This window comes from Glutamicibacter protophormiae, assembly GCF_014647495.1.
Taxonomy (GTDB): domain Bacteria; phylum Actinomycetota; class Actinomycetes; order Actinomycetales; family Micrococcaceae; genus Glutamicibacter; species Glutamicibacter protophormiae.
The window spans coordinates 35,984-60,541 of sequence record NZ_BMPH01000005.1 but is presented as its reverse complement, the minus strand read 5'-3'; the positions used below and the strand labels follow the sequence as shown (position 1 = coordinate 60,541).

General features: G+C 65.4%; 16 protein-coding genes. 8 read left to right on the top strand and 8 right to left on the bottom strand.

Annotated features, from left to right (window positions below; genetic code table 11):
* Nucleotides 1-25: 25 nt before the first annotated feature.
* The 6 genes from IEY43_RS07610 to IEY43_RS07585 all read left to right on the top strand — a co-directional run bounded on the left by IEY43_RS07610 (nt 26) and on the right by IEY43_RS07585 (nt 9,769).
* Nucleotides 26-1,474, top strand: a complete 1,449-nt coding sequence (locus tag IEY43_RS07610) for a DUF3375 domain-containing protein (protein ID WP_188948004.1) — start codon at nt 26-28, stop codon at nt 1,472-1,474.
* A complete protein-coding gene (locus IEY43_RS07605) occupies nt 1,471-2,154 on the top strand; it encodes a DUF4194 domain-containing protein (protein ID WP_188948003.1) in 684 nt (227 codons plus the stop codon). The genes IEY43_RS07610 and IEY43_RS07605 overlap by 4 nt, the downstream gene beginning before the upstream one ends.
* On the top strand, nt 2,151-5,543 hold the full coding sequence (locus IEY43_RS07600) for an ATP-binding protein (RefSeq protein ID WP_188948002.1): 3,393 nt from the start codon (nt 2,151-2,153) through the stop codon (nt 5,541-5,543). The genes IEY43_RS07605 and IEY43_RS07600 overlap by 4 nt, the downstream gene beginning before the upstream one ends.
* Nucleotides 5,540-6,736 (top strand): Wadjet anti-phage system protein JetD domain-containing protein, encoded by a 1,197-nt coding sequence (locus IEY43_RS07595; RefSeq protein ID WP_188948001.1) that lies wholly within the window; start codon nt 5,540-5,542, stop codon nt 6,734-6,736. The genes IEY43_RS07600 and IEY43_RS07595 overlap by 4 nt, the downstream gene beginning before the upstream one ends.
* A 34-nt stretch (nt 6,737-6,770) precedes the next feature.
* Entirely contained in the window at nt 6,771-7,799 is a 1,029-nt protein-coding gene (locus IEY43_RS07590; protein WP_188948000.1) for a CobW family GTP-binding protein, read from the top strand.
* Nucleotides 7,800-8,599: 800 nt separating this feature from the next.
* The gene (locus IEY43_RS07585) at nt 8,600-9,769 is read left to right on the top strand and encodes a Fic family protein (RefSeq protein WP_188947999.1); all 1,170 of its coding nucleotides are present in this window, start codon (nt 8,600-8,602) and stop codon (nt 9,767-9,769) included.
* 291 nt (nt 9,770-10,060) lie between these two features.
* Here the strand turns inward: IEY43_RS07585 and IEY43_RS07580 are convergent, their stop codons facing one another.
* From IEY43_RS07580 to IEY43_RS07565, 4 genes are all read right to left on the bottom strand, one after another.
* On the bottom strand, nt 10,061-10,894 hold the full coding sequence (locus tag IEY43_RS07580) for a bifunctional allantoicase/(S)-ureidoglycine aminohydrolase (RefSeq protein ID WP_188947998.1): 834 nt from the start codon (nt 10,892-10,894) through the stop codon (nt 10,061-10,063).
* Nucleotides 10,895-10,905: 11 nt separating this feature from the next.
* Nucleotides 10,906-12,162 (bottom strand): DUF6986 family protein, encoded by a 1,257-nt coding sequence (locus IEY43_RS07575; protein ID WP_188947997.1) that lies wholly within the window; start codon nt 12,160-12,162, stop codon nt 10,906-10,908.
* Nucleotides 12,159-13,790 carry a malate synthase A gene (aceB, locus tag IEY43_RS07570; RefSeq protein ID WP_188947996.1) on the bottom strand — a complete coding sequence of 544 codons (1,632 nt, stop codon included), beginning with the start codon at nt 13,788-13,790 and terminating at the stop codon, nt 12,159-12,161. The genes IEY43_RS07575 and aceB overlap by 4 nt, the downstream gene beginning before the upstream one ends.
* An 80-nt stretch (nt 13,791-13,870) precedes the next feature.
* Nucleotides 13,871-15,256, bottom strand: a complete 1,386-nt coding sequence (locus IEY43_RS07565; RefSeq protein ID WP_188947995.1) for an NAD-dependent malic enzyme — start codon at nt 15,254-15,256, stop codon at nt 13,871-13,873.
* A 217-nt stretch (nt 15,257-15,473) separates the two neighbouring features.
* Between IEY43_RS07565 and IEY43_RS07560 the strand changes: the two genes are divergently transcribed.
* On the top strand, nt 15,474-16,247 hold the full coding sequence (locus IEY43_RS07560; protein ID WP_188947994.1) for an IclR family transcriptional regulator: 774 nt from the start codon (nt 15,474-15,476) through the stop codon (nt 16,245-16,247).
* 91 nt (nt 16,248-16,338) lie between these two features.
* Here IEY43_RS07560 and IEY43_RS07555 read toward each other — a convergent pair whose 3' ends face one another.
* On the bottom strand, nt 16,339-17,499 hold the full coding sequence (locus IEY43_RS07555; protein ID WP_188947993.1) for a hypothetical protein: 1,161 nt from the start codon (nt 17,497-17,499) through the stop codon (nt 16,339-16,341).
* Nucleotides 17,500-17,897: 398 nt separating this feature from the next.
* Between IEY43_RS07555 and IEY43_RS07550 the strand changes: the two genes are divergently transcribed.
* Nucleotides 17,898-19,619, top strand: a complete 1,722-nt coding sequence (locus IEY43_RS07550) for a 3-ketosteroid-delta-1-dehydrogenase (RefSeq protein WP_188947992.1) — start codon at nt 17,898-17,900, stop codon at nt 19,617-19,619.
* A 308-nt stretch (nt 19,620-19,927) separates the two neighbouring features.
* Here the strand turns inward: IEY43_RS07550 and IEY43_RS07545 are convergent, their stop codons facing one another.
* The 3 genes from IEY43_RS07545 to IEY43_RS07535 all read right to left on the bottom strand — a co-directional run bounded on the left by IEY43_RS07545 (nt 19,928) and on the right by IEY43_RS07535 (nt 24,521).
* Complete coding sequence (locus IEY43_RS07545; protein WP_188947991.1) at nt 19,928-21,781, bottom strand: ABC transporter ATP-binding protein; 1,854 nt, start codon at nt 21,779-21,781, stop codon at nt 19,928-19,930.
* 463 nt (nt 21,782-22,244) lie between these two features.
* A complete protein-coding gene (locus IEY43_RS07540; RefSeq protein WP_188947990.1) occupies nt 22,245-23,210 on the bottom strand; it encodes an ROK family protein in 966 nt (321 codons plus the stop codon).
* 60 nt (nt 23,211-23,270) lie between these two features.
* Nucleotides 23,271-24,521, bottom strand: a complete 1,251-nt coding sequence (locus IEY43_RS07535; RefSeq protein WP_229777315.1) for a low temperature requirement protein A — start codon at nt 24,519-24,521, stop codon at nt 23,271-23,273.
* Nucleotides 24,522-24,558 lie beyond the last annotated feature (37 nt).

The window sequence follows — 24,558 nt, the reverse complement described above, 5'->3', positions numbered from 1 at the left end:
GGTTGGCGCCGATAGTCTTATAAGCATGTCTGCAGTCCACGCCGCCCTCACTGCACGGCGGCTCCTCGACGAAAGTCCCGCTTGGGCGCTGCTGCGCGCCGACAACGCACCGGTGGCGTTCGGGGTTCTCGGCGCACGGTTCTCCCGCCAGCGCCGCCAGGTTCCCGCACCGGAACTCATGGAGGCCGTCGATGGCGACCTCGACCTGCTGCGTGACCGCGGATTCGACCTGCCGCAAACGGCCCCGAACTACGTGCGCGCCTGGCTGGCCGGCGGGTACCTGGTGCGCCGCCCCGGCGAAGCCCGCGAGGAACTCTACGAACTCAGCGATGGCGCCCTGACAGCGCTGCGCTTCATCGAAGACCTGGCCACCCCGCGCACCTCGGTGACCGAATCACGGCTGACCACCATCGTGCAGCGAGTGCGCGCGCTGAACGTGGACACCGACCCGGACATTACCCGGCGGGTGGCGGCGTTGACCGCCGAACGCGACGCCATTGACGCCCGCATCCAGGCACTCACCGCGGGCAACCTCACCGAGGTTGACGAGCAGCGCTCGGTGGACGCCGCCACGGACATCCTGTCCCTGGCCAGCCAACTGCCCGAGGATTTCGCCCGGGTGCGCGCGGAACTGGAAACCATCAACCGCTCGCTGCGCAGCAAGCTGATCGAGGAGCCCGAGTCCCGCGGCAGCGTGCTCGATGACATCTTCCGCGGCGTGGACCTGCTCTCTGAATCAGATGCCGGACGGTCCTTTGCCGCATTCCACGCGCTACTGCTTGACCCGGAGCGCACTGTGGCTGTTGATGACGACATTGACCAACTGCTCTCACGCCCCTTCGCGCGGAAACTCAAGGATTCCCAGCGGCTGGCCCTGCGCGATCTGCTGCCTGACATGCAGCGTTCCAGCGCTGACATCAGCAATGTCATGACCGCGCTGGGACGCAGCCTGCGCCGCTTCGTCCAATCCGAGGAACTGGCCGAGGAACGCGCCGTGCATCGCCAGCTGCGCGGCACCATGGCAGCTGCCGTCCAGGCGGCCAAGTCGCTGCGGCCTTTCACCAAGCTGGATCTCGAACTGGAGCTGACCGGCCTGCAGGTGGCCTCGCCCAGCGCGATGAAACTGCACAATCCCAGCGAATCCCAGACCGCCGAACCATTGCGCATCCATGCCTCCGGGACCGCGGACCTCGCCGCGCTGCGGGAGGCGGTACGTGCCTCGGAAATCGACTTTACCGAACTGAGCGAGAACGTCAACGCGGTGCTCGCCCAGCAGGGCGCCGCGACCATCGCCGAGGTGCTTCAGACGTTTCCCGCCACCCAGGGCATCGCCTCGGTGGTCGGGTTGCTGGTGCTGGCCGAAAACCACGGCGTCCGCGCCGGCGATACCCCCGAACCGGTGCACTGGGTCAGCGACGCGCAAACCCGCCTGGCCACCGTCCCCCGCTTCCTCTTCCAGGAGAAGATTTCATGACCGAGCTTCCCGCAGCACCCTCAGAGATGGCAGAGGACGACACCGCCAACCGGGATGCCAGCCTGTGGTCCGGGGATTCCGGCGAACTGGCCGCCGGATCGCGCCGCGTGCTCGTCCAACTGGTCAAGGGGCCCTACCTGTCGGCAGAACGCCACCCAGAAGCGTGGAAGGTCCTGCTGACCGACACCGCCGCGCTGCGCTCGCGGCTTGCCGACCTGTTCCTGGATCTGGTCCTCGACGAATCCCTCGGGGTGGCGTTCGTGCGCAATGCCCCGCAGGGTGAAACCGAGGCGCCGCAGGTGGTGCGCACTATGCCGCTGACCTTCATGGACAGCGCCCTGCTGCTGTTCCTTCGCCGCGAGCTGCTGCGCGGATCCGGCGCCACGCGGGTTTTTATCGGCCGCGACGAGGTCTACGACCACCTGAACAGCTACCGCGCCGCGGACACCACCGACGAGGCGGGGTTCCGCAAGCGCGTGGATTCTGCCTGGACCAAGATGCTCAAGCATTCGCTGCTGGTGCGCACCGACACCGAGGACCGGGTGGAAATCTCGCCCATCCTGCGGCTGGTGTTCTCCACCGAGCAGATCCAGGCAGTGCAGGACGAATACCAGCGGCTGGCGGGCCATGCGCGGGTCATCGCGCACATGGAGCCGGACGAGACCGAGGAGCAGGAATGAGCGCGCTCGCGCATCCCGGGCAGTGGCGCCTGGAACACATTGAACTGGCCAACTGGGGCACCTTTGGCGGCCTGCACTCGGTCGACGTGCCACGCAAGGGTTTCCTGCTGACCGGCGAATCCGGCTCCGGCAAGTCCTCGCTGGTCGATGCGATCAGCGCCGTGCTGACCCCGCGCGGCAAGACCAGGTTCAACGCCGCCGCCGCGGACACCGGCACCCGCGGCTCGGACCGTTCGGTGCTCACCTACGTGCGCGGCGCCTGGCGGCGCAGCGCGGATGACGAGACCGGCGAAATCACCAGCCAGTACCTGCGTCCCAAGGCCACCTGGTCCGGCATCCTGCTGCGCTATGCCAATGGCCGCGGGCAACGGCACACGCTGGTCAAGCTCTTCCACCTGAAGGCCGGGGACAACACCCCGGCCGACGTCAGGGACCTCTCGCTGCTGACCGACACGAACCTGTCGCTGAAGGACCTGGAGCCCTTCGCCGCCAACGGGCTGAAGATGCGCGAGCTGAAGGCCGCCTTCCCGGACGCCACGGTGGACGCGGAACACTCCCGCTTTGCCCGGCGCATTGCCCGCACCCTGGGGCTGACCGGCGAGCGCGCCGCGCTGCTGCTGCACAAGACCCAATCGGCCAAGAACCTCGGTTCGCTCGATGAGCTGTTCCGCAAGTTCATGCTGGATGAACCGGAGACCTTCGCCAAGGCGGACGCCGCGGTGGACCAGTTCACCGAGCTGAATGCCGCCCATGCCGCGGTGCTGCGGGCACGCCGCCAGGTTGAGCATCTGGCCCCGCTGCGCGACCAAGATCGCGACTATGCCGCGTCCAGCGCGGAGGCAGAACGCGTGGGCGTTCTGCTGGACAGCCTGGATGACTATACCCACGCCCGCCGCCGCGAATTAACCGTGCAGGCGGTGGAGGAAGCCGACCAGCTGGCCGAAAAGCGCGAACGCGAACTGCGCGAGGCCGCCGAGGCGCTGCACAGCGCCCGGGAACACAGCGAGAACTACCGGGCCGCGGTGCAACAGCAGGGCGGGGCGCAGCTCACGCTGATCGAAGCGCAGTTGGACTCGGCCCGCCGGGACCTGGACCGGGTGCAGGCCGACGGTGCGGAGCTGGAACGCAAACTGGGTTCGGTGGACCTAACGATGCCCGCGGACGCCGCCCAGTACGCCGAACTGGTGCGCGAGTGCACCCGCTTGCTGGAAGGGTCATCCGCGGAGCAGCAGCTGGAACAGCGTGCTTCCGCGGCCACCGAGGACGCGCTGCGGGCACGTGAAGCGCTGGCGGAGATCGAGCGTGACATGCAGGCGCTGCGCTCTAGCCGGTCCAACCTGCCGCGCGACCTGCTCGCCGCTCGCGCCCTGATCTGCCAAGACACCGGGCTGTCCGCGGACACGCTGCGTTTTGCCGGCGAGCTGCTCCAAGTGGAGCAGGAGCATGCCGCGTGGACCGGTGCAATCGAGCGCGTGCTGCGCCCGCTCGCCCTGGTGATGCTGGTGCCTTCCGCCCACACGCTGGCGGTCTCCCGGGCCGTCAACGCCCGTCACCTGAATGCGTCGCTGAAATTCGAGACGGTCAGCCCGCAGGCCCCTGCCCAGCGCCGACCCTCAGCGCAGAACTCGCTGGTGTACCGCGTCCAGGTCGCGCAGACGCCCATGCAGGGATGGTTGCAGCAGCGTCTGGCCGAACGCTACGACTACGCCTGCGTGGACGATGCCGACCAACTGGCGCAGGTGGCCCGCGGCGTCACCCTGGCCGGCCAGGTCAAGCGCGGGCCGACCTCCTTTGAGAAGAACGACCGCCACCGGGTGGATGACCGCCGCAACTGGGTGCTGGGCTTCGACACCGACGCCAAGCTGGAACAGCTCCAGCTGGATCTGAAGGCCGCCGCGGCGCAGCTTGAACGCTGCCAAAACGCCGAACGCCAGGCCAAGGGTCAGCTGGCGCTGCTGGCCAAGCGCCGCTTCGTGGCCGAAGACCTGGTCCGCCTGCCATGGGAGCACGTCGATGTGCAGCGCCAGCATCGCAGGGTCACCGACCTGGAGGGCAGCCGGGCCGAACTGCTGGCCGACGACGGGGACCTGCGCGCCGCCCAGCACCAGCTGGAACGTGCGCTGGAGCGTGAGGCCGGCGCCGAGGCGGCGCATCAGGCCGCGCAGAAGGCCCAGCTCGGTGCCCAGGGAAGGCTGGAAGACCTGCGCGCCGCGCTTGAAAGGCTGGATGAGCTTCCGGCCGCACCGGTGCCGCCGGCCACCGCCGCAGCGCTGCACGAGGTCTTCGATAAGGTCAAGACCCAGCGCACCACCACGCACGAGTCCATCGAGGCCGATGCCCGCAAGGCGCAGACCGCCCTGTCCAAGTCCAAGGACGAGCTGCGCAACCGGATGGCCGACCTGCACCAGTTGATGTTCCAGGCCATCTCCGCGTTCAAGCGTTCCTGGCCGGAGGCCGCAGCTGACCTGGCCGAATCAGTGGATGACCGCGCCGGCTACCTGCGCCTGCTCGGGGCATTGGAGGCTGACCGGCTGCCGGAATTCGAGAACCGCTTCTTCGAGATGCTGCGCACCCAGACGCAGCAGAACATCGCCCAGCTGCGTGAGCTGATCCAGCGGGCGGTGCGCGAGATCCGCCGGCGCATCGAACCGATCAACTCCTCCCTGTTGCGCAGCCAGTACTCCCCCGGCCGCTACCTGCAGATCCGGGTGGAGGACTCCCGCCCGGCTATGGCCGCGGAGTTCCTGCGCGACCTGAACACGGTCACCACCGGGGCGCTGGCGCCGGAGGAAGACCGAGCCGAAGCCGAGGCACGCTTCGCGGTCCTCGCCCGGCTCATGACCCAGCTGGGCTCCTCGGAAGCCGCCCACCGTTCGTGGCGGCAGCAGGTGCTGGACGTGCGCAACCACGTGCGCTTCACCGCCATCGAGGTCGACGCCGAACACCAGGTGCTAGACGTCTACGACTCCGGCGCCGGCCGCTCGGGCGGACAGAAGCAGAAGCTGGTCGTGTTCTGCCTGGCCGCAGCCTTGCGCTACCAGCTGGCCGGGGAGTCCAAGCTGCCCAGCTATGCGTCAATCGTCATGGACGAGGCCTTTGACAAGGCGGATTCCAACTTCACCCGCACCGCGATGGACATCTTCACCGAGTTCGGGTTCCACATGATCCTGGCTACCCCCATGAAGCTGCTGCGCACCCTTGAGGACTATGTGGGCGGGGTGGCACTGGTGACCTGCGAGGACTCCAAGGCTTCGCATATCGCCCAGGTGCCCTTCGCCCCAGCAGATGGCGAGCAGGAAGAGGAAGAACCGGTACCCGATCCGGAAGCTACCGCGGTCCCCGAGGTGTTGTTCGACTTCGACGCCGCCGAGGGTGGGAGCCCGGCATGATCGGGGTGGCCGATGCCCGCGAACGCCTGGCCACTCTCTACCGGCGCAAGCTGGCGGCTTGGTCGGTGTGCCCCTTCGACGCGTCCTCCCCGGTGGCGCTGGGGCTGAAGCCGCCCACCGACCGGAAGACCACGGCGGACATGCCCGCGGTCGCCGGGTGGCTGAAGCAGTGGAGCGCGGTGGCCGTGGACGGGTTGCGGATCGACTGGGAACAGCGCCGCTGGCCCAACTCCGGGACGCAGAGCATCCCCGTCCGGCTTGCCGCCACATCTCCCGAGGCCCTCGCCCGCTTCCTGAACCGGGGGAGGGAATGGGAACTGTACCGTATGCGGGCCTTGCGGCTGCAGTCGCTGGCACCGCAGGATTCCGAGGCACGGGAAGATTTCGACCGCGCCCTGGCCCGGATCATCGGCAAGGCGGCTGCCCTGCCGCAGCAGGATTTCGAGCGGGTCTTCCATGTCCTGTCCTGGCTGGCCGCCCACCCGGACTCAGGCCTCTACCCGCGCCAGCTGCCGGTGGAGGGCATCGACTCCAAGTGGCTCGAACGCCATGCGGACATCGTGCGCACCCTGCATGTGGCTACCGGGGGCGATCCCGGCTTGGGACTGCTGAGCCCGGCCAAGCTCTACCGGGTGAGGTTCCTGGACCCGCGTTTGGCTCCCGCTGGAATGGGTGAGCTCATGGCAAGCCAGGATACGCTCAGCCGGATCGATCTGGCGGCCCGAACCGTGCTCATTGTGGAAAACCTGCAGACCCTGCTGTCCCTGCCCGAACTTCCCGGGGTGGTCGCACTTCACGGGGGCGGTTATGACGTGCGCTGGTGCGCGCCGATCCCCTGGGTGGCAGATGCCGCCGTGCTGTACTGGGGCGATCTGGACCTTGATGGACTAGCAATCCTGGCGTCGTTGCGCAGCGTGCGGCCCGATGCCCGATCGGTGATGATGGACCCTGCCACGCTCCAGCGTTTCGCGCAGTTGGCGGTACCCCATGACAAGGGGCTGACCCGGGCAGCGCCCACCGGTTTGCTGCCCACAGAGGTCGAGGCCTACGAACTGTTGCGCACCCAAGGTGGCCTGCGTCTGGAGCAGGAACGCATCCCCTGGGACTACGCACTGACGGCGCTGGGCACCGCACTAGCGCGCAGTAACAACCACTTGGCAGGCCGCCCCGACGGTGCAGAGCCGGAAGAATGAAACTGCAAACCACCCCATGTCGAAGGAGCCGCGCATGATTCCCGTCGTCGTCCTCACCGGTTATCTGGGTGCCGGCAAGACCAGCATCCTGAACCGGCTGCTGACCCGTCCGGGAACCCGGGTCGGGGTCATCATCAACGATCTGGGCAAGATCAATGTGGACACCGGGCTGGTCACCGGCCAGGTCGACGCCGCGGAATCGATCGCCGGGGGCTGCGTCTGCTGCCTGGCCGACAGCGGCAGCCTGGATGAGCTGCTGGAGCAGCTGGCCCAGCCCAAGCTGCGGCTCGACGCGATCATCGTCGAGGCCAGCGGCGCCGCGGATCCGATCAACGTGGACCGGCTGCTGCGCTACGGCAAGGCCAAGGGGGTACGCTACGGCGGCATCATCGACGTGGTGGATGCGGTGGAGCATGAGCACACGGTGGACACCGCAGCCCTGGCCCCGGCCCGCTTCTCCGCCACCAGCCTGGTGGTCGTCAACAAGATGGACCAGCTCCCGGCAGACCAGCGCGCGGCCACCGTGGCCCGGATCAGCGAACGCGTGCGCGAACGCAACCCCGGGGTGGCCATCGTGCCAGTGGAACGGGCAGCCCTGGACCCGCAGCTGGTCTTCGACATTGCGCAGTCCGAGGACCCTGTCGACGAACTGCCGCTGGCCGCCGCGGCGCGCGCAGCACACGACCACGCTTCCGCACCGCACGCTCATGCGGTGAGCGTTCCGGCCGACCAGGCCGCGGATCCGGGAATCTTGCTGGATCTGCTCGAAGCGCCCCCAACCGGGGTCTACCGGTTGAAGGGGCATGTCAGGCTGCGCCATGGCACCGGATCCCGCCGCTACCTGGTCAACCAGGTCGGCCGGACCGCGCATCTTGGCCCCGCACACCCTGCCAGCGATTCTGCCGATGACGGTTTGGTTGCGATCGGCATGGACCTGGATGAGCCTGCGGTGGAGCGAGCGCTTCGCACCGCGCTGGCACCGGCAGAACACGCGCCCACGGAGCACTCGCTGACCAGATTGGAACGGCGGCTGATCCTCAGCGGCAAGCCCGAGGGCGAGTGACCAGAAGGTAGTGAAGCGATGAATCGTTGGCTCTGGATTAGGCTACGTAGAGGTTGCCGCTACTGCGCGCAGTTCGGCTGAAATCTCGGTCGTAGCGGACCAACATTTAGCTCAACATTTAACTTGCCCCCATTCAACAATTAAGAACGACGGCGCTTGATCCCTTGATTCACGCGGATTTTCCGTTCGACGACGAACTCAACAATTAAAGAGTCCAGCGTCAGTATTTACAGGAACGGATGCCGTTCGCCGATTCCTGAACCCTCGGACGAGCCAGCCTGAAACAGCTAACAACGAAGGACGCTCGAGTTAGGTCGAGGATCTGAACTGGCGTCAACACATATCTTGAGTGAGCACGGTGCTCTTAGAATCAAAACCCACGAATGGAAAATCGGACGGCGCAACCCGCACGGTCCTTCTCTGCCCGAGCAAAATATTTCACCGGAAGAAGGGGTGGACACGGTACGCCGATAATCGGCGCGCCACGCAGGTACAGCCTCGGCGGGATCATGCAATGGAGATCTTACAAGGCGATCTTGCCGCTGAGGTCTTTGTACCGCTGGTGGCGGAGTTTCAATGGTGTAACTTCGGTCAAGATGATCCATGACCAGCGATGCCCGACTACCGTTTCTCCGTTATCCAAATTCCCCTGCCCACCGCACTTCGTTTCCAGCTTCTTGAAAATACGAGATGCCCCGTCTTTAATTAATCACCCAAGCGCCTCGTTGAACTTCCTTGCAAATAAAGGGATCCGAGGGGTATCCATTTAATTGTTGTCTTGATGCTGGTAAATTATCCGTATGAGACCGATCGAGATTCCGGATTTTTCATTCAACAGTCCACTGGCGAATGTGGTCATCGAACTTGAACGGCTTCGTGGCGACCTGGGTACTTCTACAACTCCGAGTGAAGTCTTCGGGCAGTTGAAGCAGCTGTTTCAGCTCATGACGAGCATCATGAGCGCACGCATCGAGGGTAACCGCACGTCAATTCTTGAAATCGTCGAAGGTGCCCAGGAGAATACGGCCCGTGATCGCAGTGTCAGGAGTGCGGCTCCCGACTTTTCTGACGGAGTTAAGGAAATCATCCTTCTCGAAGAGGCATCGAAGTTCATTGACGAGCACATTCATGCGGGCACAACTATCTCGCATGCGTTAGTTCGAGAGTTGCATCGGATCGCCGTCAGCGGGCTCGAACGCGAAGGGGACCGCACCCCTGGGTCGTACCGTACGACGGATGTCGTGATCCAAGGATCAGATCACCGTCCACCACCGTTCGCCTCCATTCAGGCGGATATGCAGGAGTTGCTTGATTTCATCAATCAAGAAATGGATCGCAAGTTTGATCTGCTTAAAGTCGCCATAGCGCATCATCGGTTCGTATGGATCCACCCATTTGGCAATGGAAACGGTCGTACGTGCCGCTTGCTGACCTACGCCATTATGGTCAGTCAAGGATTCACTGCAACTACCGACTACCGGGCAGTTGACCCCACTGCAGTATTTGGCGCTGATAGGGAGTCCTACTATAGACATTTAGAGGCGGCGGATTCACTCGAACCAGCAACCACCATTCAATGGTGTACGTATCTGTTGGGCGGGATGTTGAAAGATCTTCGGAAGCTCAACAAGCTCGGTAACCATGACTTCGTCGTCGACGAATTACTGGTCCCTTCCCTTGAGCGAGCCCGCCAAGCCGGCATCATCAGTTTGGAAGAGTTCGAAGCATTGAAAATTTTTGCTGTCAGAACCACGGTCAAGGCCACAGATCTTTCAAACGTCGTCCTCGGTAGTTCGGTGGTAAGAAGCCAATTTATTCGACGGTTGATTAACCGGCGACTAGTGGAACCGATCGCCGAGGGCAAGAGAAGCTACCGACTAGTCATGGCTCCCGGGCCGCTTACACCATTCATCCTTCGCCAGTTGGACAAACTGGAATTCCTGCCACAAATTCTGCGCGACGATGCCTAAGGGCCAATTACGCACATGGTCCCGATTCATTACTTGGCTGGTTTGGTTCTCCATCTACGAATGGTTTTTGCGATTCCAGGGGTCTCAGAGGTCGTTCCGCCACTGAACGATTGATCCTGACGTCACGGACCGCGAATGCGAAAACCGGAGGCCGCATCCCGCGCGCCCCTACCGTCGGCCCACCATGTCCGAGCAAAGAGAAACATCACTGGAACATGAGGTGGACACGGTGCGCCGATTTTCGGCGGGTCAGCGCGGGGTACGGCCCCCGGCGGTCTGAAGAGCTATCGCCTACAAGGTGATCTGTCGGTTCTGGTCCTTGTACAGCAGGTAGCGGAAGTTGCTCGGTCCGCCGGCATAGCAGGCCTGCGGGCAGAAGGCGCGCAGCGCCATGTAGTCGCCGGCTTCGACCTCGACCCAGTCGTCGTTCAGGCGGTAGACGGCCTTGCCTTCCAGCACGTACAGGCCGTGCTCCATGACGTGGGTTTCGGCAAACGGGATGGATGCACCCGGCTCGAAAGTCACGATGTTCACGCCGAAGTCGTAGGCCAGGTCCTGCGGATCCAGCATGCGCGTGGTGCGCCACTTGCCGTCGGTGTCCGGCATGTGGCCCGGCTCGATGTCCTTCTCGTTGCCCACCACGGCCTTCGGCGCCGGAACGTAGTCCAGCGCCTCGTAGCGCTTGCGGATCCAGTGGAAGGTCACGATCTCGGACTCATTGTTCTTCAGCGACCAGACGGCGTTCGGCGGAACGAAGGCGAAGCCGCCTTCGTCCAGCACGTGCTCCTCGCCGTCGAGCGTCAAGGTCAGCGCACCGCCGACGACGAACAGGAAGCTGGACACCCCCGCCTGCGGCTCGGGCTTGGTTGCACCGCCGCCCGGGGCGATCTCCACGATCACCTGCGAGAAGGTGGTGGGACCGCCGGCGACCGGGCGGTTCAGCACCCAGGCACGGGTGTCGGTGAACTCCGGGAACACGCTGGTGACGATGTCGCGCAGCACACCCTTGGGGATCACGGTGTAGGCCTCGGTGACGATCGCGCGGTCGGTCAGCAGGTCGGTCTGCGGCGGATGGCCGCCGTAGGTGTTGTAGTACGGGCTCTTCACCTGGGCTGGAACGGTCATGGAAAAATCTCCTAGTTTGCGTGGGAGCGATTCAGCGCGATCGCTTCCAGTTCGGCAAGTGTAATTTGGGCAAGATCGGTGACTTCCTGCGCGCCCACCGCGCCGCAGGCCACCCCGCGGTGGATGTAGCGCGCCAGGGCACGGGCGGTGGCGGGCTCGTCCATGATGGCCGATTCGATCTTGTGCACGTAGTTGCGCAGGCGGGTGCCGGCCGCTTCCAGCCCTTCGCGGAAGAAGGCGAAGGTGGCCAGGTAGCGGGTCACCAGGTGGTTTTCGTGCATGTCCCAGCCCTGGTAGATGCCGCGGGTGAGGTGGCGGGTGACCAGGCGGGCGTGCAGCGCCCAGGCGGCGGCGATGTTCTCCGGATCGCCGGCCGGGATGATGTTGGTGGAGCCGTCGGACAATTCCACGCCGGTGCCGGCCACGGCGACCTGCATGACGTCCTTGGCGAAGTCGGCCACCGGATGCTCCATGGACTGGTAGCCGGCGGCCACCCCCAGCGAGGCCGAGTAGTCGTAGGTGCCGTAGTGCAGAGAGGAGACCCGTCCCTGGCCGGCGTGGATCAGGGCGGCGACCGGGTGGCTGCCGTCCGCGGCGATGATCACCTGCGGGGTCTCGACCTGCACCTCGAAGCGGATGCGCCCGGCCTCCAGGCCGTGCGCTTCCTCCAGCTTTTCGGCCAGGAAGACCATGGCTTCGACCTGGTCCACGGTGGTGACCTTGGGTAGCGTCAGGCGCAGCCCCTCGGGAAGGGGGCCGTTGGCGAGAAGCCGCGAGATGAACAGGTCCAGGGTGCGGATGCCGCGGGCCCGGGTGGGGGCCTCGAAGCACTTGAAACGGATGCCGATATAGGCCGGGGCCTTGCCGGCGGCTACGGCGGCGGATACCGAGTCGGCGGCGGCCAAGGCCGCTGCATCCTCCTCGGCATCCGGCCGATTGCCGTAGCCGTCTTCAAAGTCCAGACGCAAATCTTCGATGGGTTCGCTCGCCAGCTTCGCGGCCACCAGCTCGCCCAGGCGCTCCGGTTCGGCCAGGTTCAGCTTGGCTGCCAGCTTGGCCAGCCCCGCGGCGTTGCCGGCGGCGGCCAGGGCGTTGGAGCCCCAGGCCTCCGGCAGGCCGACGGTGAACTTGTCCCCCGGCACGTACACGGTGTGCACCGGCTGGCGGGCGCCGGAATCCCCCGGGTAGGCGGATGCCAGCAGCTGGTCGGTAGCGGCCAGCTTGGCCTCTACCGCGGCGAGCGTTGACTCATCGAAGACGTTGCTCATGGCTTGGTCACGTATTCCTTTTCCAGTAGTTCGTAGGCGCCGGTGGTGAGGAAGTCCGCGAAGTCCTCATCGCGTCCGGACACCAGGGTGCCGATCAGCGTGGCGGCCGGCTCGTAGTACTTCGCGAAGCGCTCGGCGTCGTTGACCTCACCGCGCAGCTTCTCGACCTCTTCGGCCAGGATGGTTGCCACCAGTTCGGCGGTGATGGTGTTGCCGGTGTCGGCGGCCACGACCTTGTTGCGGATCTGCTGCCAGATTTGCGAGCGGGAGATTTCCGCGGTGGCGGCGTCTTCCATCAGGTTGTGGATGGCCACGGCGCCGTTGCCCGAGAGCCACACGGCGGTGTAGGCCACCGCCACGTAGAGATTCAGGCGCACGCCGGCCTCGGTGACCGAGCCCGGGGCGCTGGCGATGTCCAGCAGCTGCTCCGCGGTGACCTCGACCTCGGGGCGCTGCTTGTCCAGCTGGTTCGGCTTGCTCCCCAGCACGGAGTCGAAGACCTCCATGCAGGTGCCGACCAAGTCCGGGTGGGCCACCCAGGAGCCGTCGAAGCCGTCGTTGGCCTCGCGGGTCTTGTCCGCGCGGACCTTCTCGAAGGCAGCGGCGGTGACCTCCGGTTCGCGGCGGTTCGGGATGAAGGCGGCCATGCCGCCCATCGCGAAGGCTCCGCGCTTGTGGCAGGTCTTGACCAGCAGCTCGGTGTAAGCGCGCATCATCGGCGCGGTCATCGACACGTCAGCGCGGTCCGGCATGATGAAGGCATCGCCGGCTTCGCGGAAGGTCTTGATGATGGAGAACAGGTAGTCCCAGCGTCCGGCGTTCAGGCCCGAGACGTGGTCGCGCAGCTCGTAGAGGAACTCGTCCATCTGGAAGGCGGCCGGGATGGTCTCGATGAGCATGGTGGCGCGCACCGTGCCGTACGGGATGCCCAGCTCGGCCTGCGCGAAGGTGAAGACCTCGTTCCACAGGCGCACCTCCAGGTAGTGCTCCATCTTCGGCAGGTAGTAGAACGGGCCCTGGCCGGATTCGGTGAGCACCTTCGCGTTGTGGAAGAAGTGCAGGCCGAAGTCGACCAGCGCGCCGACGCCCGGCTTGCCGTCGATCAGCACGTTGTTCTCCGGCAGGTGCCAGCCGCGCGGGCGGACCACCACGGTGGCCAGCGGTTCGTCGGTGCGCAGCGCGTAGGACTTGCCGGTCTTCGCATCGGTGAAGGCCAGGTTGCCGCGCGCGGCATCCGACAGGTTCTTCACCGCGTCGATGACATTGTTCCAGCTCGGGGTGGAGGCGTCCTCGAGGTCAGCCAGCCACACCTTGGCGCCGGAGTTCAGCGCGTTGATGGCCATCTTGGCCGGGGTGGCCGGGCCGGTGATCTCCACGCGGCGGTCGGTCAGCGCGGCCGGGGCCGGCGCGACCTTCCAGTCGCCGTTGCGGACCTCTTCGGTCGCCGGGTCGAAGTCGATGCTGCGGGCATCGGAGAACTGCTTGCGGCGCACGTCGCGCTGGGCCAGCAGCTCGTTGCGGGTACCGGCGAACTTCTGGTGCAGCTTCTCGATGAATGCCAGCGCGTCATCCGAAAGGATCTCTGCCGCGCCCTCGAACTGGGGAATGCGGGATAGTGAAATGCTCATGTGGGTTGCTCCTTAACCTCTGTGCTCTGTTCCAGTGATGCGGCCCCGAAGGGCCAGGGGTGACGAGCCCCGGGTCTTGCCTAGTCCTTTTTCGCAGCGAGTTCCACGGCGACGGCTACGTCGGTGGCGACCTGTGGGTCGAACACCGAGGGAATGATGAAGCCGGGATTCAGCTCATCGTCGCCCACCCGGGCGGAAATCGCGTCTGCGGCGGCCAGCAGCATCTCATCGGTGATGTCTGCGACGCCGGCATCCAGCAGCCCGCGGAAGAAGCCCGGGAAGGCCAGGACATTGTTGATCTGGTTCGGGAAGTCACTGCGCCCGGTGGCGACCACCGCGGCGTGACGGCCCGCAACCTCCGGATCCACCTCTGGATCCGGATTGGCCATGGCGAAGACGATCGCGCGCTCGTTCATCGCGGCAATATCGACTTCGTCCAGGACATTCGGGGCGGAAACGCCGATGAAGACGTCCGCATTGACGACGGCTTCCTTCAGCGATCCGGAGAAATTCTCGGGGTTGGTGTTCTGCGCCAGCCAGACCCGGTGCTCGTCGGCGTACTGCTCGTCGCGGGTGATCGCGCCGTTGCGGCCGCAGGCGATGATGTTCTTCGCGCCGCGCGCCGCCAGCAGCTGGATGATCGCGTTGCCCGCGGCGCCCACGCCGGAGACCACGATGCGCACGTCCTCGATCTTCTTCTCGACGACCTTCAGCGCGTTGGCCAGGGCGGCCAGGGTGACGATCGCGGTGCCGTGCTGGTCGTCGTGGAAGACCGGGATGTCCAGTTCTTCGCGCAGGCGGGCTTCGATCTCGAAGCAGCGCGGGGCGGCGATGTCTTCCAGGTTCACGCCGCCGTACACCGGGGCCAGGGCCTTGACGATCATGACGATCTCGTCGGTGTCCTGGGTGTCCAGGCAGACCGGCCAGGCATCGACGTCCGCGAACTGCTTGAACAGCGCGGCCTTGCCTTCCATCACCGGAAGCGCGGCGGCCGGGCCGATATTGCCCAGCCCCAGCACGGCGGAGCCGTCGGTGACCACGGCAATGGTGTTGCGCTTGACCGTCAGGTTGCGGGCATCGGCAGGGTTCTCCGCGATGGCCATGCAGACGCGGGCCACACCCGGGGTGTAGGCGCGGGAAAGGTCGTCGCGGTTGCGCAGCGCGACCTTGGGGACCACTTCGAGCTTGCCGCCCAAATGCATCAGGAAGGTGCGGTCCGAAACGTTGCGGACATTCACGCCATCCAGCTCGTTCAGCGCGTCGCGCACCTGCTCGCCGTGGGCGACATTCATGGTGTTGCACGAAACGTCGACCACCATGTGGGTGTGGTGGGATTCGGTCACGTCGAGGGCGGTGATGTGGGCACCAGCCGAGCCAACCGCTGCAGCCAATTCGCTGGTCGCGGTGATCGACGCTGGGGTCTCCACGCGAAGCGTCAATGAATATCCCGGGCTAGGTGCTGCCATGAGGTCCTCCTGTAAAAGTTTCCGTATAGTGGATACTAATATCCTCAAAATGAAAACGCAAGGTCATTTTGTGCAGCGTGACACAACTTTTCACGCTTATTTTTTTCGCATCATGGAATCCTTGCTCGCCATGGGGCTATTCTTAGAGAAAAGATTTCGCATCGCAGAAGTTAACTACCAACAACTTCCACGATCCAAAGGCTACGAGGAGTCATAAATGACGCAGACAACCAGCAAGTCGACGACTGGCGGCGTCCAGTCCGTTGAACGCGCGTTTGAACTCCTCGAAGTCATCGCCCGCGCAGGAGGGGAAGCGGCCCTGAGCGAACTGGCCGCTGACACGCCATTGCCGTTGCCAACCATCCACCGCCTGCTGCGGACCCTGGTCGGTGTCGGCTACGTGCGGCAGCTGCCCAACCGCCGCTACTCGCTGGGCCCGCGGCTGATCCGCCTCGGCGAGGTCGCCAACCGCCAGCTGGGGGCCCTGGCTTCCCCTGTCCTCAAGGAGCTGGTTGCCAAGCTGGGCGAATCCGCGAACATCGCCGTGCTGGACGGGGACATGGTCACCTACATCGCGCAGGTCCAGTCACCGCACTCCATGCGCATGATCACCGAGGTCGGCCGACGCGCCATGCTGCACAACTCCGGCGTCGGCAAGGCGGTGCTGTCCGTCCTCGACGACGACCGCGTCCAGCGCCTGGTGGCCCAGGCCGGCATGCCGCCGAAGACCGCGAACACCATCACTACGCTGGGCAAGCTGTTCACCGATGTCGAAGCGACCCGCGAGCGCGGCTACGCCATCGACGAGGAGGAGCAGGAGCTGGGCGTGCGCTGCATCGCCGTCCCGGTTCCCGGTGCGCCGACCCCGATGGCCATCTCGGTCTCGGGCCCGGTCACCCGCGTGGACGAGGCCTTCATGGCGCACGCGGTGCCCGAGCTCCAGGAGGCCGCGCGCGAGCTTGGCCGCCAGCTCGTTGCCGCCGCGGACTAGCGCATCGGATCCAGCCGCCCGGGCTGCCCGCATTTCACCATGCGTGGCTCCCGGGCAGTTTCTCTTTAAGGGGCGCGAAGCTGGATTCGCCCTACTTGAGGATCTCGCTGGCGAAGCTCACAGAGCCCGAGCCGTTCTTGGTGCTCCACGCCAAGGCCTTGTCGTTGCCGAAAATATTCTCGAAGTTGTTTTCCGGGCTGAAGGCAAAGAGCTCGCCCGTCGCAGCATCGAGAGTCACCGCTTCATTGCCCAAGGCCCCCAGTTCATCCATCTGCTCTGCAGACCAGGCAATGAAGGAGTAGGGTCCCGAGGTTGACTGCCCGAAGGGGATCCGGCCATCCGGTATCTCGATGAGCCAAGCCTGTCTAGTCTCGATATTCAGCACGGCCACGTCAAAGCTGTTTTCACCCCTGTCAAGGTTGAAGCTCATGCTGGAACCGCCCTTCATGATCGGCCTCGGGCTATACGGGTCGCCGCTAAATCCTCCCAGTTCGAACTCGTCCGTGGCACGAAGCAATTCGGTGCCGTCGAGAAGCCGCACGCCGCCGATTTGGTTCATTTTGTCCGCGGATCGAGGCTCTTCCTGCTTGAGCACGGCGATGCCCTGGTCGGTGCGGTAAACGGCCCCCGCGTTCTCGGCTTCTACTTTTTTGCTTCCACCGGCCAAAGGGATCGAAGCCACGCGGTAGGCATTCGCGTCCGCTTCGCTCCAGTACACCTTGCCGCCGTCCAGGACGAGGGACTCGCTGTTCGAGTCGCTGACCTTCTGGAAGTCCCTGATCTCCTGGATCCCGCCCTTGTCGTCGTAGGCCATCAGGGTGGTGGAGCTTCCGCCGTCGCCGCCGCGGACCGTTGCCACAACGGTATCGCCGTGGATGGACCACGAGGAGTCGTCCGTGGCGGCGTCTCGCTTGGCATCGGGCCAGTACAACGAGTACGTGCCTGATTCGTCGACGGTGTAAGGCAGACCCTTGCGCATCACGACGGGGCGGGCATCACTCAAGACGCCCAGCAGCTGCTCCCCCTCGGGAAGATCGTGCGCTGCGCGATCGGCGATTTCGTCGTCTGGCCGCTTCACCGCGTCCCCCACCGAAACAACCGAAGCTTCAACCGGCGTGCCGTCCGCCCAGCTCAGGCCCTCGATCCGGCGTCGCTGTTCAGCCGCAGGCGGGCTGGCATCCTGCGTAGTCGCGGTACTCGAAGCACTGGAGGAAACGCTGGGAGGATTCGAGGCTTCCGCAGACTGCTCCATGCCGTTTCCTCCGGTGGAGCAGGAGGCCAGCAAGAGTCCAAGTCCGCATAACCCGGCGATAACAGCCGGAGGGCAGCATGTTCGAGTCGATGGTGGCATGGATGGATTACCTCCATAGATATCGGAATAGGTCCGTTCCGCCCATCGTTCATTAATCTATCGATGTTTGCAACTCCTTGCCGGGAATCGTGGTCTTCGCGCTGCCGCACGATCATCAGCGGCCGGCCGACGAGCCAGCTCCCTGTCGGGGAGGCGGCGCCGCACCCCTATAGGACAGTTCCCCGGTCGTCAGGTTGCAAATCCCTGTTATCGGGACTGCACTTCGGACAGGGCTGTCGCTTGGCTAGCATGAACTAACTCAGGGCTCACGCCCGGCGTCGTTCATAGGAGACCGCTTCATGGCATCGAAAACCGCTCTTGCACCCGTCAAAATCGACCAGCTCGAAGTCGACCTGCTGGTCATCGGCTCCGGCACCGGCCTGGCCACCGCGTTGGCCGCCAAGGAACTCGGCTTGAACGTAGCCGTGGCCGAGAAAACCAAATACGTGGGCGGCTCCACCGCCCGTTCGGGCGGTGCCTTCTGGATTCCCGCCAACACGGTGCTCAAGCGCGACGGAGCCGTCGACTCCCTGGACCGCGGTGAGAAGTACATCGAGTCCGTCGTGGACGGCTCGGGGCCGGCCGAGCGCTGGAAAGCCTTCCTGGAGTACGGCGACGAGACCGTCAAGATGCTCGAACGCATGACCCAGCTGAGCTTCTTCTGGTCCAAGGGATACTCCGACTACCACCCCGAAAAGCCAGGAGGCAGCGCCGCGGGCCGCTCGGTCGAGTCGCGCCCCTTCGACCTGAACAAGCTCGGCGACCAGCTGCGCCGCTTCCAGCCGGCCACCATGGCCGCTCCCATGCCGATGCCGGTCACCGGCGCTGACTACAAGTGGATGAACCTCATTGCCAAGGCGCCGCACAAGGCATTCCCGCTGATTGTCAAGCGTCTCATCCAGGGTGCCGGAGGGCTTTTGATCGGCCGCAACTACAGCGCCGGGGGCCAGGCCATCGCCGGGGGCATGTATGCCGGGGCGCTGGATGCAGGCATCCCGGTCTGGACCGAAGCAAAGCTGGTGGATCTGGAATTCACCGACGGCGTTGTCACCGGGGCGCTCCTGGAGCAGGCCGGCGAACGCGTGAGCGTGCGCACCAAGTATGGCGTGGTGCTGGCCGCCGGCGGCTACGACCACAACATGAAGATGCGCCAGGAGCACCAGAGCCCCTCCCTCGTCGAGGACCTGAGCCTGGGCGCCAAGGGCAACCACGGAGATGCCATTGAAGTGGCGCAGAAGCACAACGCCCAGCTGGCGAGCATGCAGCAGTCCTGGTGGTTCCCGGCAGTGTCGCCGCTCAAGCCCGGATCCTCGGCAAAGATCCTGCTGGCCGAGCGCTCGCTGCCCGGATCCTTCATGGTCGACCAGTCGGGACGCCGATTCATCAACGAGTCCACCGACTACATGAGCTTCGGCCAGGAGATCCTGCGCCGCGAAGCGGAAGGCGACCCGGTGGGCCAGATGTGGCTGATCTTCGACCAGACCTACCGCGACAGCTACATCTTCGCCGGGCAGTGCTACCCGCGCATGGCACTTCCCGAGTCCTGGTACAAGGCCGGCGTCGCACATAAGTCTTCGTCGATCAGCAAGCTCGCCAGCAAGATCGAGGTTCCCGTGCAGGCTCTGGAGAAGACCCTGGAGGCATTCAACGAGGGGGCAGGAACCGGCATCGACGACCAGTTCGGCCGCGGCGAGTCCGCCTACGACCGCTACTACGGCGACCCGACCCAGCACCCGAACCCGAACCTGCGCGCGTTGGACGGCAAGACGTATTACGCGGTGAAGATCGTGCTCTCGGACCTGGGCACCTGCGGCGGCGTGATGACCGACGCCCACGGCCGCGCACTGGACACCTCGGGCGACGTCATCGAGGGCCTTTACGCCCAGGGCAACACCGCCGCGAACATCTTCGGCAACGTGTACCCGGGCGCTGGCGCCACCATTGGGCAGGGGCTGGTCTTCGGCACCATCATCGCCACCCACGCCGCGCAGAAGGCCCGCGACCTGGTCGCCAGCGCGTAGTCTTCGCCCTGCACCACGGGCAGCTGCGCGAGATGCGCGGCTGCGGACAATGATGGAAATCGGCCGCGCTGGGCTGGACTGGCAGTAGCGGACGTTGGGTCTTCGGACCCAGCCTCCGCTGCCGCCGCTCCGGCCCAGCGCGTCTGCGCCGGCAGGGCAGACGGCTTCCGGGCCGGCGGGAAGGTAATTGCCGCCCGAAGGATCTGCAATCATCCTTCGCCCGGAAAACTCCACCTTCCCTGCACATACACGGATCCGCAGGGGCCTGCTGAAAGTAGCGGGTTCGCCGGTGATAAATAATGCAGAATCTACTGGGCGAACTGCGTCTCGTAAAGCTCGGTGTATTTCCCGCCCAGGGCCAGCAGCTCGCTGTGCGTGCCGCGCTCGATGATGCGCCCGCCCTCGACCACCAGGATCTGGTCCGCGGAACGGATGGTCGACAGCCGGTGCGCGATGATCAGCGCGGTGCGGTTCTCCAGTGCCTCGGTCAGGGCAGCCTGCACCGCCGCCTCGTTCGCCGAGTCCAGCGCCGCCGTCGCCTCGTCCAGGATGACCACCTGCGGGGCCGCCAGCAGCAGCCGGGCGATGGTCATGCGCTGGCGTTCGCCGCCGGAGAGCCGGTAGCCGCGCTCTCCCACCACGGTGTCCAGCCCGTCGGGCAGGGCGGCGATGACCGGCTTCAGCCGGGCGCGTTCCAGCGCTTCCCAGAGCTGCGAATCTTCGGCTCCGGGGCGTGCGAGCAGCAGGTTGGAGCGGATCGACTCATGGAACAGGTGCCCGTCCTGGGTGACCATGGAGACGGTTTCGCGCAGCGAATCGAGCTTCAGCTCGCGGATGTCGGTTCCCGCCAGTTCAACGGTCCCGGAATCCACGTCGTAGAGGCGGGCCAGCAGGGAGGCGATGGTCGACTTGCCTGCGCCCGAGGAGCCGACGAGCGCCACGGTCTGCCCGGCCTTCACCTCGAAATCGATGTCGTGCAGGACTTCCTGTCCGCCGCGGGTATCCAGCACCGCGACCTCTTCCAGAGAAGCCAGCGACACCTTGTCCGCGCTCGGGTAGGAGAAGTTCACGTGGGAGAACTTCACCGGTACCGGCCCGGGTTCCAGGCGGCGGGCGTTGGGTGCATCCTTGATCAGCGGTTCCAGGTCCAGCACCTCGAACACCCGGTCGAAGCTGACCAGTGCGCTGGTGATCTCCACCCGGGCGTTGGCCAGTGCGGTCAGCGGAGCGTACAACCGGGTCAGCAGCATTCCCAGGACCACCACGTCGCCGGCGGCCAGTTCCCCGCGCACCGCATACATGCCGCCCAAGCCATATACCAAGGCCAGGGCCAAGGCGGCGACCAGGGTCAGGGTCGCCATGAAGTAGTACTGGCGCATGGTCATCTTCACGCCGATGTCCCGGACACGGCCTGCGCGCAGCGCGAACTGGTGGGATTCATCCTTGGGCCGGCCGAAAAGCTTGATCAGGGTCGCGCCGGGCGCCGAGAACCGCTCGGTCATCTGGTTGCCCATCGCGGCGTTGAGGTCCGCGGATTCCCTGCGCAGCATCGCGACGGATCGCCCGAAATGCCGCGCGGGAAGCAGGAAGAGCGGAAGCAGCACCAGCGCGATGGCCGTGACCTGCCAGGAAGTCGTGAACATGACTGCCGCGGTGAGGATCAGCGCCACGGTATTGGAAACCAGTCCGGACAAGGTTCCCGCGAAGGCGGCCTGCGCGCCGATCACGTCGTTGTTCAGGCGGCTGACCAGCGCGCCGGTGCGGGTGCGGGCGAAGAACGCCACCGGCATCTTCTGCACATGGTCGAACACCGCCGTGCGCAGGTCGAAGATGATTCCCTCGCCGAGCTTGGAAGAGAACCAGCGGACCACGACGGAGACGATCGCGTCCAGCACCGCCACCGCCGCGATGATCAGCGCCAGGTTGATGATGATCCGAATGCCGCTTTGGGCCACAATTTCATCCACGATCCGGCCCGCGAGCACGGGGGTGATGACCGCCAGCACCGCCGAACAGATGGAAAAGACCACGAAGATGAGCAGTCGGGTCTTGTAGCCCGCGGCAAATTTCAGAACGCGTTTCGGCGTCGTAGGGGCGTAGGCCTTGCCCTTGTCCCCCGACAGCCTCCAGAGGGAATGCCAAGCGGCATTTTCCATGCTCATTGTGTCTTCTCGCGTTCCTACTCGGGCCAATGCTGCAACTTACCTGCCCATGGTGTCAGCAAGCGGGCCGTTGCTTCCAGCTAGGGTCAGCTTAGGCGACGACCTGCATTCCAGGAGCTCCTGCCTGCGGAATTATCCAGACGCCCATCCGGAGCGCTCCCCCAGCCGCACGCAGGGCGGCTGCCGGGCGCAGCCAGCCTCGCAGGCTCCGGCAGATGGGCGACGCACTTCCCGAGCCGCTCCGGCGCTCCCTCCAGGGTCGGCTACGCAGGCAAAAGAGCCCTCTGACTTAACGCCGCGTATGCCGCAGCAGCTTCCCGTCCGGGAGGGGACTGCGCGGCATTGGCCTGTTCCTGGCTATGCCGTTCCTCGAAACTCCGTTGTCAACCAACCCGCTGGCAACCACCCACGCCGCGCGCCGAGACCCGCGCTCCAGTTCATTTCTGAGATTCGGCGCGTTTTTTCATGCCGCTGAGGCCGAAGCCCGAGCCAGGTCCGCGGCCCCGATCAATCCGGCTAAAGAGCCCAACTGCGCGCGGCAGACCTGCGCGAAGGGGCGGTATCCCCGCCCGGACAGGGTGCGCCGGTAGTGCGCTTCGGCCACGGCGAGCAGCTCGGTCTGCGCCGAACCCAGCCCGCCGCCGATGACCACCATGCCCGGATCCAGCACGGAGACCAGGTTCGAGATGCCAAGCCCCAGCCACTGGCCCATTTCCTCGACCAGATCCCGGCAGGCCAGATCCCCGTTGGCCGCGAGCTCGGTCACCAGCGCGCCGGTCACGGCCTCCGGATCGTCGTTGCATGCCTCGCGCAGGTTGTGGGCGATGGGAGACTTGGAGCGCACCAGTTCCGCGCCGTCGCGGCCCAGCGCGTTCCCTGAGGCGTACTGCTCCCAGCAGCCGCGGTTTCCACAGACGCAGCGGTGTCCGCCGGGCACGATCACCTGATGGCCGAACTCGCCGGCGATGCCTGAATTGCCGCGGTGCACCTCGCCACCCAGGATGATCGATCCGCCGATCCCGGTACCAAGGGTCAGGCAGACCACGTCATTGACGCCGCGCGCGGCGCCGAATCGGTATTCGGCCCATCCGGCCGCGTCCGCGTCGTTGACCAGGGTGACCGGCTGGCCCAGCTGGCCTTCCAGCCGGTCGCGCACCGGCTCGTCGCGCCAGGACAGGTGCGGGCTGAACAGCACGCGACTTGAATCGCGGTTCATCCACCCTGCGGCCCCCACGCCCACGGGGCAGCGCAGGTCCCCGTCGCCCAGCTCCCGGACGAGCCCCACGATGGCCCGTTCGGTGGCGGCAACGTCCCGGGCCGGCGTGGGGCGGTGGATCTGACTGGTGACGGCGCCGCTGGCATCAACCAACGCAGCAAGGATCTTGGTTCCGCCAATGTCGACGCCGATGGAAGGTTCGGAGGTTTGCATAGTCACACAGCATAAACCCGGCCGCGCCCAACCCGGAAAGCGGAGGATGCCCTTGAGCCGCTACCCGGCCGCTGGGGCCGCGGCGGACTCCTCCTGCTCGCGGACCCCGGAGGCCTCGATCAGCACCACCAGCAGCACCATGACTGCCGCGGCGCCCAGCACCGAGATCACCGCAATCTGGACGTCGGATTCGGCGGTGGGCGTCAGCTGCGCCAGCAGCGGAGCGCCGCCGATCAGCAGCGCGCCCACGGGGAAGAGCCACTTATACGCCCCGCGCAGGCACAGCCGAAGGATCAGCGCCCAGACGCCCAGGAGGAAAACCGACACCGGAATGCTTAATGTGGCCACCGCCGCGGCGGAGCTCAGCCCGGAGCTGCCGGCCTCATGGTCGAGCAGCACCTTGACCCCGGCGGAAAATGCGCCGGCGGCGGCGAAGACAAAGTAGTGGCCATAGCCGAAGATCATCGGCGCCCGCCGCGTGCGCAGCCAGGTGCTGGCGTTCGAAGAGAAGTACACCCACCAGAGCCCGGCGGCCAGGATGAATCCGCCCACGCCGAGCAGCGAAAACTGGAGCAGCTGGTTGGCGTTCTCGACCGCGTTGGCCGCCGCGACGGTGGAGGCCAGCACCGATTCGCCCAGCACGATCAGCGTGAAGCATCCGTAGCGGTCGGCGATGTGCTCCGGATGCCACGGCGTCTGGCCGCTCCGCTCGGCGATCAACGGCACCAGCAGCTCCAGGGCGACCAGGAGAAGGAACACCGGAATGGCCCATCCGGCGGGAGTCAGCGGATAGCAGACCCAGAAAACCTGCACCACGGCGATGCCCACCGCATAGCGCAGGGCGGTTTTCCGCAGCCCCGGGTGGCTGCGCGATGCCCGGATCCACTGCGCCACCAGCGCCAGGCGCATCACCACATATCCGGCGATGATGAGGTGGAAGTTCCCGTCGGCCATCGCCGGGGTGGTTCCCACCGCGAGAATCACCACGCCGGCCATCTGGGTCAGCGCCAGCACCCGGTAGAGCCAGTCATCCGCATCGAAGGCGCTGGCGAACCAGGTGAAATTCATCCAGGCCCACCACACCGCGAAGAACACCATCAGGTAGGCCCGCAGCCCGCCGGCGATATCGACGTGGGTTTCGGCGGCCACCAGCTGGGCCGATGCCAGCGAGACGGATACCGCGAAGATCAGGTCGAAGAACAGTTCCAGCGGACTGGAGGACCTGAAGATCTCCGAGGGATCCCTCGGGCGCATGCGCTTGACCCGCAGTTTGCCCGGGGCGTAGGGATGATTGTCCGGCACGGCGACCACGCTTCGTTCCTGAGTCCAAAAAGTATCTGCTGCTCAA